This is a genomic window from Pseudoalteromonas sp. NZS11_1, from assembly GCF_015864275.1.
In the GTDB taxonomy this organism is placed as follows: domain Bacteria; phylum Pseudomonadota; class Gammaproteobacteria; order Enterobacterales; family Alteromonadaceae; genus Pseudoalteromonas; species Pseudoalteromonas arctica.
Genome location: NZ_JADYXK010000007.1, coordinates 24,769 through 36,873, shown reverse-complemented (window position 1 = coordinate 36,873; position 12,105 = coordinate 24,769). Strand labels below are relative to the sequence as shown.

Here is a 12,105-nt window from a genome sequence, read left to right as displayed (position 1 = left end):
GCTTACACAGATAGGTCGCTAACAGTAAAAACCAATCTATAGCGCTATTTTTTGCAATTAAACTAAAAAAGCGTAAAATACGCGCCCCATATGCGCCGGATTTACGATTCGGTAAACGCCAATACTGGCTAACAAGGCAAAATAGGAAATATAATGACTGTTGTTCATAAAGATAATGTAACGGGCGATCACTTTGTAGTATGTGCGCTGTATAAATTTGTTGGTTTACCTGGATTTGAAGCTATCCGTAAGCCTTTGCTTGAAGTGATGGAAGCAAATGAAGTACGCGGTACTTTACTACTCGCTGCCGAAGGTATAAACGGCACTGTTTCTGCAAAACGTGAAGGGATAGACAACTTATTAGCCTGGCTTGATGAGCAACCAAATTTAAAAAACATCGTAACAAAAGAATCTTACGATGATGAATGCCCGTTTTACCGCACTAAAGTAAAACTAAAAAAAGAAATTGTAACGATGGGCGTTGAAGGCGTAGATCCGCTTAAAGTTGTGGGTAGCTATGTAAAGCCAAATGAGTGGAACGCACTTATATCTGATCCAGAAGTAATTTTAATTGATACACGTAATGATTACGAAATTGAAATTGGTACATTTCAAAATGCAGTCGATCCAAATACTAAAACCTTTCGCGAATTTCCACAGTGGGCTAAAGAAAACTTAGACCCTGAAAAACATAAAAAAGTAGCGATGTTTTGTACAGGTGGTATCCGCTGCGAAAAATCGACGGCCTACATGAAAGAGCAAGGTTTTGACGAAGTTTATCATCTTGAAGGCGGCATTTTAAAATATCTAGAAGAAGTGCCAAAAGAAGAAACCATGTGGGAAGGCGAATGTTTTGTATTTGATAATCGCGTTGCGGTTGATCACGACTTACAAAAAGGCTCTTATGATCAATGCCACGCGTGCCGTATGCCAATTACAGAAGACGAAAAGTTAAAGCCTGAATACATGGAAGGTGTATCTTGTCATCATTGTATTGAAGAAGTGACAGACGAGCAACGGACACGTTTTGCGGAGCGCCAAAAGCAAATAGAATTAGCGCAAGCCCGTGGTGAAGGCCATATTGGTAATGAGGCACAGGCTGTTTTACAGCAACGTAAAGAAGCCAAAAAAGCCCAAAAAGACGCTCAGCGCGGTAAATAAATTTTTACAATAAGTATTACATTTAAAGGGTCTATTTAGACTCTTTTTTTGTGCCCAAAATTGTGCAGTAATTGTTTTCACACTCCGATGATAGTGTTAATCTGCAAAACATATTTAGTCATTTTAATGCGCATACAGGAAGGGATTTATGCAAGCCGAACAAGTTGAAATCGCACAATTTTTAGCACAACATCCTCCTTTTGATGACTTACCTCAAAAAGCGCTTAATGAGCTAGCTCAACAAGTAGAAGTTGCTTATTTTAGAGCAAAAACAGACATTTTAAGTTTTGGACAAGACATATCTGATTTGTATGTGATTAGAAGTGGTTCTGTAGAAATGTATCGCCGAAATGGTGAGCTATACAATCGTTTGGCCATCGCAGGAATATTTGGTCAAATGGGTTTATTGATGAACCGTAAGGTGCGTTTTCCTGCAACTGCTCTTGAAGATACGTTAGTTTATTGTATAAATGTTGAGCTATTTAATCGTTACTGTGATGAGTTTGATGCGTTTGCTGATTACTTTGAAACAGATGGTAACGTGCGTTTACATCAAGCTATTGTTGAACAAGCCGATGGCAATGACCTTACAACCGCTAAAGTAAAATCATTAATTCACAGAGATGTAGTCACCGTAGATGCAACCTCTACAATACAAGATATCGCTAAATTAATGACCGAAGAGGCGGTATCGTCAGTTTTGGTAACCGATGTAAATAAACCAATAAACGACGATCCTGAGGAAGATGATGGACAAGTCGTTGGCATTATAACCGATAGGGATTTACGATCAAAAGTAGTGGCTAAAGGGCTTAGCTTTAATACACAAGCAAAAGATATTATGTCTACTAACTTAGTGCTTTTAGACGCTAATGACTATATTTTTGAAGCAGTACTTGCCATGCTCAGAGATAATCTCCATCATTTGCCCGTAGTACAAAAAAGACGTCCTATAGGAGTTATCTCCCTCTCTGATATTTTACGTTACGAATCGCAAAGCAGCTTATTACTTGTACGCGGCATACTTGCTCAACAAACAATTGAGGATTTAGCGCATTATGCACGCCAATTGCCCAATGTATTTGTCCGTATGGTTAATGAAGATGCAAATTCACACATGATTGGTACTGCCATGGCCGTTATAGGACGTACATTTAAACAAAGATTACTTGTATTAGCTGAAGAAAATTTTGGTCCACCTCCCGTTCCTTATTGTTTTATTGCACTGGGCTCAATGGCTCGCGACGAGCAACTTATTGTAACTGATCAAGATAACGCACTAATTTTAGATGACAGTTACGATGACGAAAAACATAACGCGTATTTTCAAAGTATTGCCGATTTTGTGTGTGATGGCTTAGCGCAGTGTGGTTACACCTACTGTGATGGAGAAATAATGGCGTCGTTTAAAAAATGGCGTAAAACTCGCTCAGAGTGGTTTGATCAATTTGCTGATTGGATAGCCCAGCCAAAACCACAAGCACTGCTTAATAGCTCTATATTTTTTGATTTAGATGGTGTATGGGGCAAAACCAAGTGGGCCGACGAGCTTAAAATATTTATAGCGAAACAAAGTAAAGTGAATCGTATATTTCTAGCAAATATGGCGGCAAATGCTCGAAATAGGACACCACCTCTTGGCTTTTTTAAAGGCTTTGTTATGGAGCATAACGGCCAACATAAGCGTTCAATGAACTTAAAACGAAGAGGTACTGCACCACTTTCTGATGTTATACGTGTACACGCATTAGCTATTGGTTCGCGTAAACAAAACTCGTTTGAGCGATTAGAAGACATTATTGAAGCTAAGCTATTACCGCAGGGTAAAGCGCAAGATTTACGTGATTCACTTGAGTATATTGCCATGATGCGAATTCGCCATCAAGCGTGGCAAATAGAGAAGGGCGAAGAGCCTGATAACGACTTAGACCCACATTTACTGTCTCCTTTTGAACAGCGAAACTTGAAAGAGGCATTCGCTATTTTAGAAAAAGCACAAAGCTATTTGAAATTTAGCTACACAGCAAACTCAGGTGTGAAGTAGCCTATGAACCCGCGTAATTACAAAGCAGTTGATTGGCAAGCTAGATATAACGAGCTTGCCAACAGCACCGAAAATAAACTTCTAAAACACTTTTATGCAGGTGCTTATAATCAAGATAAAGCCGCTGTAGAAGATGTGCCTTTCGTAGCAATGGACTTTGAAACAACAGGTTTAAATAGCCAAAACGACGATATTGTGAGTGTTGGCTTAGTGCCGTTTAATTTAAAGCGTATTTATTGTAAACACAGCCGGCATTGGGTTGTTCAACCAAGACGTAACCTGCATGAAGAGTCTATTTTAATCCATAGAATAACGCACTCTGAGGTCGATGACGCCCCAGACTTTAATCGAATTATTGAGCCTTTACTTGAAGCGCTAAGTGGTAAAGTTGTCGTGGTACATTACGCCGCAATAGAACGCCATTTTTTAAATAATGCGTTATTACTAAGGCTTAAAGAAGGTATTGAGTTTGCTCTTGTTGACACAATGGAGCTAGAAAAAAGAGCACTAAAAGAGAGGCAAGGTTTATTAGGCCGATTATTTAATACAAAACTAGGCTCGCTCAGATTAACAGATTGCCGTGCGCGTTATTCCCTACCTGCGTACCAAAATCATAATGCGTTAACGGATGCACTTGCCACAGCTGAGCTTTTACAAGCGCAACTGAGTCATCATTACCGTGTAGATACTCCAATCTCAGAGTTGTGGGTATAATACTAATACGCAATAATACTTTAATCATATTGAGGGTTAAACCTGACGCTAGCTGCGTTAAAAATTTCTCATTTAGAGCAACTAAATAAAGAAATTTTGCCTTACTATCGAGAAGTTTTTCCTGCCACAAAATAGATCACTTTATTAAGCGAATGGGTATAACCTTAAATAGTTAAATAAAAATGCGCCGCAAAAATTGCGGCGCTTTCGTTACTAATTAAAAGTATTGCTTACTAAAAGTATTATTTAACTGGGCGAGGCTCAGTTCGTAAACCTAAAACTAAGCTTAAACACATAAACAACAATACAATAGTAAATGGCAAGCCTGTAGAAACAGCACCTGCTTGTAGTGCTTCGATTGCTTGTGTACCACCAATCCAAAGTAAGGCCGCTGCAATTGCGCCCTCTACCGTTGCCCAAAATATACGTTGTGGCACCGGTGCGTCAATTTTACCGCCAGCTGTAATTGAATCAATGACTAATGAGCCTGAGTCAGATGACGTAATAAAAAATACTAACACTAATATAATCGCAATAAATGATAAGATATTAGATAGAGGTAATGCATCAAACATCTGGAACATAGCTAAAGGGACATCAGTTAAACCATTAGTGCCTAGTGCACCAACACCATTAACTACTTGATCAATAGCAATACCGCCGTATATAGACATCCATAAAATGGTAACAGCAGTAGGGACGAGTAATACCGCAATTAAGAACTCACGAATTGTACGACCACGTGATACACGCGCGATAAACATACCTACGAACGGTGACCAAGAAATCCACCAAGCCCAGTAAAATACAGTCCAGCCATGCATCCATGTTTCGTCTTCACGGCCGTGAGGATTACTCAATGGAATAATGTTTTCTACATAGCCCATCACGGTAGTCGGTACATTACCCATTGCTACAGCAAAGCCCACTAAACAAACAAACAATAATAATGAGAAAGCAATTAACATGTTTACATTACTTAGCAGTTTCACACCACCGTCAATACCGCGAACCACAGAAACAATGGCTAAAAGTGTTACACCCGCAATAACTAGAATTTGAGAGCCAATGCCACCTTCTGTACCAAATACATGGTTAATACCTGCAGAGGCTTGTTGAGCACCTAAACCTAAAGATGTTGCAAGGCCAAATAACGTAGCAAGTACAGCTAAGATATCAATGATATGACCAGGCCAACCCCATGCTCTATCACCTAATATAGGATAAAAAATAGAACGAATAGAAAGCGGTAAACCTTTGTTATACGTAAAAAATGCAAGAGATAAACCAACAACAGCGTAAATAGCCCAAGGATGAAGACCCCAATGGAACATAGTTGCGCCCATTGCTAATTTTGCAGCTTCTGGTGTATTAGCGGCTACATTAAGTGGTGTTTCGTACCAACCAGTAAAGTAAGCAACCGGTTCAGCAACGCCCCAAAACATAAGGCCGATACCCATACCTGCAGCAAATAACATAGCAAGCCATGAAACTCGAGAGTGAGAAGGTTTAGCATCATCACCACCAAGGCGAATATTCCCGTAAGGAGAAACAATAAGTGCTAAACAAAAGAGTACAAAGAAGTTAGCAGCCCACATAAATAGGGCATCAAAATTATTAATAATATCGGTCTTGATACTATCAAGCGCTGTTTTTGCAGTTTGTGGGTCGGTAACAAGTATGGCGATTAAAAAGATGACAATCAGGCCCGCACTAGTTCCAAAAACAGGGTTGTGTATATCAAAACCCCACTTTTGTACGTTGTCCTGACCTACGGTGTAGTCCGTATTGTCAATACTATATTTGTCATGATTTTCCTTCATGCAATACCTCTTTAGTTGTCCTAACAAGCCAAAATAAATTCGGCGTCATATCGAATTACATTAGCCTTTAAATATTAAGTAAAAAGTAATACTGTAATTATTTGAAGACTAACTAATTTGAAGAGTGATCATACAGCTAGTAGTGTATGAGTTAAATATTAAATGTAAATGAATTTGTATTTAAAACGCTGTTTATATAGCCAAATTAATGATTCTTTTATTTAAAAAGCCCTAAAATTATAAATTCAGTGAACGTTAAAATTTAGTTTGCTATTAAAAGTATTAATTTACTTAGTTAAGTAAAAAAAGATCACTTTTAAGCAACTTAATTAATGCTTAAATACTAGGGCTTGTTGATCTTTTAGGATTAAAATTTGTTCAATTTAGGAGCTGTTTAATCGATCCTAGGTTTGTAACCTAACGGTTCGATAACTGCTCCTGCGTTATTCTGCATGCTTACATGCACGTAAGAATAATTAAAAAACGAGCTGCAAAGAGCAAATTTCCCTTTAGGGCTAGTATAAATTTATAAGCTGATAAGCATCTTTAATCAAGTTGTAATATGAATATGATTTAACACAACACTAAGCTATATTTTATAAATAGATAGGCAAAGGATTAATACTATTATGCGTGAATGCGCTTTAAACAATACCAATCAAAACGAACTTGTTAAACGCTTTTGCAGCGTTAGAGGCGAAAGCCTGGCTATTATTGAACCACTCACTGTAGAAGATTGCCAATTACAAGCTATGGCAGATGCCAGCCCAGGCAAATGGCATTTAGCGCACACCACGTGGTTTTTTGAAACGTTTTTACTTAGTGTTTACTGTAAACAGTACACTGTGTTTAACTCTCACTACCGAATGCTTTTTAATTCTTACTACAATGGGATTGGAGAGCAATTTAAACGGGCAAACCGAGGTAGTTTATCTAGACCTAGTTTGGATGAAGTTTTAGCTTATAGAGAGCATGTAGATAGCTGTGTGGTTGAATTACTTAAAACTGAAGTTAGTCCACAAATTAAAGATATTATTGAACTTGGGTTACACCACGAGCAACAGCATCAAGAACTAATGCTTATGGACATCAAATATAACTTTTCAGTAAATCCATTATTTCCGCAATATAAAACATCGCCTTTAAACAGCCAAAACAAATCAGCAGATATTAAGCCTCTCAATTTTATAAATTTTGAGCAAAGCATTATTAATATAGGTACAAATGCCGACGATGAATTTGCATATGATAACGAGCGCCCCAAACACCAAGTATTAATTCATTCATTTAACTTTGCTAATAGGTTGGTCACCAATGGTGAATATTTAGACTTTATAAATGCAGGTGGATACAGAAATCCACAGTATTGGTTAAGTGACGGTTGGGCAAATATACAAAACAACGCTCTAACGCAACCATTATATTGGCATTGTATAGATAACGAGTGGTTTGAGTTTACACACTATGGATTAGAGCCTCTCAATTTAAATACCCCGATCTGTCATGTTAGTTATTTTGAGGCCAGTGCCTATGCTAATTTTGTAAAGGCTCGCTTGCCTACAGAGTTCGAATGGGAATATGCAGCCAAAAATACACCTTCAACAGAGATTAATAATCACTACCTAACACCTCAGCAAGCAAAGAGTGATACTGAAATAAATCAGTTAACTGATTCGTGTTGGCAATGGACGAACAGTGCATATTTACCATACCCCGGTTTTAAGCCTATTGAAGGAGTAGCAGGGGAATACAATGGTAAGTTTATGAATAACCAAATGGTGTTACGTGGTGGGTGTGTGTTTACCCCTCAAAACCATTTACGACAAACATACCGAAATTTTTATTACCCGCATCAAGCGTGGATGTGCAGCGGGATAAGACTAGCTAAGGATATAGTATGAGCCAAGTAACAGCGATTAAGCAAAGCAACATAACCGACACTGAATTTCTAAACGACGTGATAAGCGGATTAACTCAACAACAAAAAACGCTTCCGTGTAAATATTTTTATGATGATAAAGGTGCTGCATTATTTGAGCAAATAACAACCTTACAAGAGTATTATGTTACACGTACTGAGCTTTCTATATTAGAGCAACACTCAAAGTCGATTGCTCAAATGCTACCTGAAAACCTCTCTATTATAGAGCCCGGCTGTGGCTCGGGTAAAAAGGTAGCCTATTTATTAGCGCATATGGCAAACGTTAAAACCTTTGTACCGTTTGAAATATCTGAGGAGATGCTCAGTTATTCACTTGCACATTTGTCACCATTATTTCCAGATTTGGCAATTTCTCCATTATTAGGAGACTTTACACATAGCCAAATGGTCAAACAGCTAACCAAAGACACCGCTTTAGACAGTCAAACTAATTTGGTGTACTTTCCGGGGTCTACTCTTGGTAATTTTGCACCTGTAAAAGCAATTGAAATTATGAATAATTTCCATCGCTTATGTGGTTTAAATGGCTATGTGCTAATTGGCATTGATTTAGTAAAAGAGCGCCAAGTGTTACTTGATGCATATAACGATAAGTTAGGTATAACCGCCGCGTTTAATAAAAACTTACTACAACGTATTAATAACGAGTTAAATGGCACATTTAACTTAGACAATTTCAGCCACGAGTCACGCTTTAACGAGCAACATAGCCGTATCGAAATGCATTTAGTAAGTAATTGTACTCAAAGCGTGATTATAAATGATCAGCAAATAGACTTTATAGAAGGTGAAAGCATTCATACGGAAAACTCTCACAAGTACACGCTTGAGTCGTTTAAGCAGCTTGCAGCGCAAGCTAATTTAAAGTTAGAGCAAACATGGCAAGACGATAGTAACTATTTTGCCCTGTGCTTATTAAGACCGCTTTAAACGTTACTTAAGTCATGTTTAGTAAATGACAACTTTAGCATTGTTAAACTCATAGTTTAGCAATGCACCATTATTTGATTGTTGTATAAGCTTGGCTTTATTTAAACTGTACAGTCTAAATAGAAGGGGGGCAATAACAGATATCGCAGAGCCTGTAGCACTGTCTTCATTAACACCAAACTGGGGTGCAAAGTATCTAAAATGCGCTATGGCATTTTTCTTGTCTTTATTTTTTATACTAAGGGCAATTATTGCATTTTTGTGGAGTGCACACAAAGCTTTAAAATCAACGTGTACGCTTTTTAAATCGTCTTTTTTAACTGATTTATCGAATTCTTTACTAAATTCCTTATTAAATTCTTTATTAAATAACACAACCGTATAACCGTTTTTATCAGCGGTAGTGTAGGCTGCTTTTATTGCTACTGAAAACACACTTTGTAACTCACCTTCAGCTAACTCGCTTTTTTTAGGCTCTATGCTTTTTAGTAACAGCTGAGCGCGTTGTTTTTTTACTCTTATAGTAAAGCGCTCATTACTCATTGAAGTAAATACTTCAGGGCAATAACCCAAATAACCTATTAAAAAATTAGCGGCCGCTAAAGTGCCATGTCCGCAGCGTTTAATTTCACTTGTTTGGTTAAACCAGCGAATATTGCAATGGCGTTTAGTTATCTCATTTTGATTTAAAAATACGGTAGCTGGGTGAATTGATTGTGATGCAATATATTGCATTGTTTTTGATGTTAACCCATTTTTATAAATAACAATTAAAGCGCTTGAGCCTTTTAAGTTATTTGCAGAGCTATAAAAAACAGATTCGGTGGAAGTGAACTCTATAAAGCGAAGCGTAAGCCATTTAGGCTTACGCTTTGCTAAACAAAGAGTATTAACCTTTGCTTGCATATGCGTCGTTATGAACGCCTGCAGCACGACCTGATGGATCAGCATTGTTTTGGAACGATGCGTCCCATGCAAGTGCTTCAGGAGTCGAACACGCTACCGATTTACCATGCGGTACACATTTAGCTGATGCATCACCAGGGAAATGCGATTCAAAAATAGTACGGTAGTAGTAAGCTTCTTTTGAATCTGGTGTATTAATAGGGTATTTAAATTTTGCATTTGTAAGCTCTTGATCGCTCACTTGCTCATTTACAAACTCTTTTAAGGTATCAATCCAGCTGTAGCCTACACCGTCTGAAAATTGCTCTTTTTGACGCCATAGCACTTCATCAGGTAAGTAACCTTCAAAGCCTTCACGTAAAATGTGTTTTTCAATTTTTCCATCTTTACACATTTTAGCTTCAGGGTTGATACGCATAGCAACATCAACAAATTCTTTATCAAGAAACGGTACACGTGCTTCTACGCCCCATGCCGCCATTGATTTATTAGCACGTAAACAGTCAAACATATGCAGTTTTGATACTTTACGGTTTAGCTCTTCATGAAACTCTTGTGCGTTAGGGGCTTTATGGAAGTATAAGTAACCACCAAATAGCTCATCAGCACCTTCGCCAGATAACACCATTTTAATGCCCATCGCTTTAATTTGGCGAGCCATTAGGTACATAGGTGTAGAGGCACGAATTGTTGTTACGTCGTAGGTTTCTATGTGGTAAATCACTTCACGTAATGCATCAATACCTTCTTGAATGGTAAAAATGATAGGGTGGTGAATAGTACCAATCATGTCAGCTACTTTTTGTGCAGCCGCTAAATCAGGCGAGCCTTCAAGGCCTACTGAAAAAGAATGCAGCTTAGGCCACCATGCATCGCTTTCGTCGTTATCTTCAATACGTTTTGCAGCAAAGCGCTGGGTAATAGCAGAGATAACCGATGAGTCTAAACCACCAGAAAGTAATACACCGTAAGGCACGTCACACATTAATTGACGTTTAACGGCCGCTTCTAATGCATCTTTAACGTCTTGCGCTTCTGCGCTGTTATCTTTAACTGCATCAAATGTTTCCCAATCACGTTTGTAATAAGGCGTCATTTTGCCATCTTTGCTGTACAGGTAATGCCCTGGTGGAAATTCTTCAATATGCTTACAAATTGGAGAAAGTGCTTTTAGCTCAGAAGCAACGTAAAAGTTACCGTGCTCGTCGTGACCGGTGTAAAGCGGGATAATACCAATATGGTCACGGCCAATTAAGTAGGCGTCATTTTCTTCGTCGTATAAACAAAATGCAAAAATGCCATTTAGGTCATCTAAAAAGTCAGGTCCTTTTTGTTTATACAGCGCTAAAATAACTTCACAGTCTGATTGAGTTTGAAAAGTAAAATCAACATCTAGCTCTGCTGCAAGTTCTTTATGATTATAAATCTCGCCGTTAACCGCTAAAATATTTGTTTTTTCAGGATTGTATAAAGGCTGTGCACCGCTTGATACACCAACAATAGCTAAACGCTCATGCACTAAAATAGCTTTTTCAGATGCATATACACCAGACCAATCTGGGCCACGGTGTCTAAGCAGCTTTGACATTTCAATTGCTTGGGTACGCAATTGAGTGGGATCAGATTTAATATCTAATACCCCAAAAATTGAACACATAGTAACTCCTCATTCCTATTATGTGTGCAGCAGAGCCAATTTGCTGTGCTGCGAAACCTTGTTTTATCAGAAAAAATTACTCAAGTCACATAGCTTTTACAATTAATTAAGAATAATTTATGCACCAAGCTAGATGTAATTGCACCAAAGTGGTTAATGCGTAGTTCCTGCTGCTATTATTACGTCGCTATTATTGTTTAAAGCTTGTGCAATCATAACTCTCAGGGCATTAATAACGGTTTCTTCGCTCATGCTTGGTGCGCCATTGTGGTGCACAGCTTGGCTTGGTAAATAAGGAATATGCACAAAGCCACCTTTCATTACAGCGCAGTGATCATTTATGTAATGCATAAGACCATACATAACGTGATTACACACATACGTACCTGCTGTATTGGAAATGGCAGCAGGTATATTGCTGTTGTGCAATGCTTGTAACATGCGCTTTATTGGTAAGTTTGTGAAATAGGCATCAGGGCCATTTTTTTCTATTGGTGTATCGATAGGCTGCTTACCTGCATTGTCTTTAATGCGTGCATCGTCAACGTTTATTGCAATACGCTCAATTGATATTTCGCTGCGCCCACCAGCTTGGCCTATACATAAAACAACCGCCGGATTGTGCGACTCAATGGCGTTTATAAGCTGACTGATAGACGTATTAAATTCACAGGCAAGTTCTAGTGTGCATATTTTGTGTTTCATGATGATAGTTTCATCAAGTTTTTGCACTGCTTGCCAAGAAGGGTTTATAGCTTCGCCACCAAAAGGAGCAAAGCCAGTTATTAATACACACGGCATAGTAGAAGTTGATTTAGTCATTAAACACCAAGCTATACATTAAAATAATATTAACGGCGAGTAAGGAAACGGCCGTCGGAATTTGAACCTTTATTACATGGTACCTATTTTTTAAATCTAGGGCGTG

Annotated in this window: 9 protein-coding genes and 1 pseudogene; 5 read left to right on the top strand and 5 right to left on the bottom strand. The window is 38.2% G+C overall.

Translation table 11 applies throughout. From position 1 onward, the window contains the following. The first annotated feature begins 153 nt into the window (after window positions 1-153). The 3 genes from trhO (at window position 154) to I6F44_RS07445 (ending at window position 3,919) form a co-directional block, all read left to right on the top strand. Entirely contained in the window at window positions 154-1,161 is a 1,008-nt protein-coding gene (gene trhO / locus I6F44_RS07455) for an oxygen-dependent tRNA uridine(34) hydroxylase TrhO (RefSeq protein ID WP_024590153.1), read from the top strand. Between the two features lie 148 nt (window positions 1,162-1,309). Further along, a complete protein-coding gene (locus tag I6F44_RS07450) occupies window positions 1,310-3,205 on the top strand; it encodes a DUF294 nucleotidyltransferase-like domain-containing protein (RefSeq protein WP_024590154.1) in 1,896 nt (631 codons plus the stop codon). Between the two features lie 3 nt (window positions 3,206-3,208). Beyond that, window positions 3,209-3,919, top strand: a complete 711-nt coding sequence (locus I6F44_RS07445; RefSeq protein ID WP_024590155.1) for a 3'-5' exonuclease — start codon at window positions 3,209-3,211, stop codon at window positions 3,917-3,919. Between the two features lie 242 nt (window positions 3,920-4,161). On the opposite strand, the gene I6F44_RS07440 is transcribed toward I6F44_RS07445, so the two are convergent. Then, entirely contained in the window at window positions 4,162-5,742 is a 1,581-nt protein-coding gene (locus I6F44_RS07440) for a BCCT family transporter (RefSeq protein ID WP_024590156.1), read from the bottom strand. A 629-nt stretch (window positions 5,743-6,371) separates the two neighbouring features. Here I6F44_RS07440 and egtB point away from each other — a divergent pair. Together egtB and egtD are read left to right on the top strand one after the other, a co-directional pair. Continuing rightward, on the top strand, window positions 6,372-7,643 hold the full coding sequence (gene egtB, locus I6F44_RS07435) for an ergothioneine biosynthesis protein EgtB (RefSeq protein WP_121954414.1): 1,272 nt from the start codon (window positions 6,372-6,374) through the stop codon (window positions 7,641-7,643). Beyond that, on the top strand, window positions 7,640-8,614 hold the full coding sequence (egtD, locus tag I6F44_RS07430) for an L-histidine N(alpha)-methyltransferase (RefSeq protein WP_024590158.1): 975 nt from the start codon (window positions 7,640-7,642) through the stop codon (window positions 8,612-8,614). The genes egtB and egtD overlap by 4 nt, the downstream gene beginning before the upstream one ends. Window positions 8,615-8,632: 18 nt before the next feature. Here egtD and I6F44_RS07425 read toward each other — a convergent pair whose 3' ends face one another. The 4 genes and pseudogenes from I6F44_RS07425 to I6F44_RS19725 all read right to left on the bottom strand — a co-directional run. Further along, window positions 8,633-9,520, bottom strand: coding sequence for a PhzF family phenazine biosynthesis protein (locus I6F44_RS07425; protein WP_121954415.1), 888 nt, complete (start codon window positions 9,518-9,520; stop codon window positions 8,633-8,635). Continuing rightward, the gene (gene asnB, locus I6F44_RS07420; protein WP_121954416.1) at window positions 9,504-11,177 is read right to left on the bottom strand and encodes an asparagine synthase B; all 1,674 of its coding nucleotides are present in this window, start codon (window positions 11,175-11,177) and stop codon (window positions 9,504-9,506) included. The genes I6F44_RS07425 and asnB overlap by 17 nt, the downstream gene beginning before the upstream one ends. Before the next feature lie 153 nt (window positions 11,178-11,330). Beyond that, window positions 11,331-11,999: a pyroglutamyl-peptidase I gene (gene pcp, locus I6F44_RS07415; RefSeq protein WP_121954417.1), complete on the bottom strand. Its 669-nt coding sequence runs from the start codon at window positions 11,997-11,999 to the stop codon at window positions 11,331-11,333. After that, window positions 11,992-12,099, bottom strand: a pseudogene (locus I6F44_RS19725) (5-oxoproline transporter, DUF979 family subunit); the annotation flags it as partial. The pseudogene I6F44_RS19725 and the gene pcp, both read right to left, overlap by 8 nt. Window positions 12,100-12,105: the final 6 nt, after the last annotated feature.

Excerpts from the sequence above, each read along its gene's own strand:
- trhO (WP_024590153.1), top strand. The coding sequence starts at position 154 with ATGACTGTTGTTCATAAAGATAATGTAACGGGCGATCACTTTGTAGTA.
- I6F44_RS07450 (WP_024590154.1), top strand. The coding sequence starts at position 1,310 with ATGCAAGCCGAACAAGTTGAAATCGCACAATTTTTAGCACAACATCCT.
- I6F44_RS07445 (WP_024590155.1), top strand. The coding sequence starts at position 3,209 with ATGAACCCGCGTAATTACAAAGCAGTTGATTGGCAAGCTAGATATAAC.
- I6F44_RS07440 (WP_024590156.1), bottom strand. The coding sequence starts at position 5,742 with ATGAAGGAAAATCATGACAAATATAGTATTGACAATACGGACTACACC.
- egtB (WP_121954414.1), top strand. The coding sequence starts at position 6,372 with ATGCGTGAATGCGCTTTAAACAATACCAATCAAAACGAACTTGTTAAA.
- egtD (WP_024590158.1), top strand. The coding sequence starts at position 7,640 with ATGAGCCAAGTAACAGCGATTAAGCAAAGCAACATAACCGACACTGAA.
- I6F44_RS07425 (WP_121954415.1), bottom strand. The coding sequence starts at position 9,520 with ATGCAAGCAAAGGTTAATACTCTTTGTTTAGCAAAGCGTAAGCCTAAA.
- asnB (WP_121954416.1), bottom strand. The coding sequence starts at position 11,177 with ATGTGTTCAATTTTTGGGGTATTAGATATTAAATCTGATCCCACTCAA.
- pcp (WP_121954417.1), bottom strand. The coding sequence starts at position 11,999 with ATGACTAAATCAACTTCTACTATGCCGTGTGTATTAATAACTGGCTTT.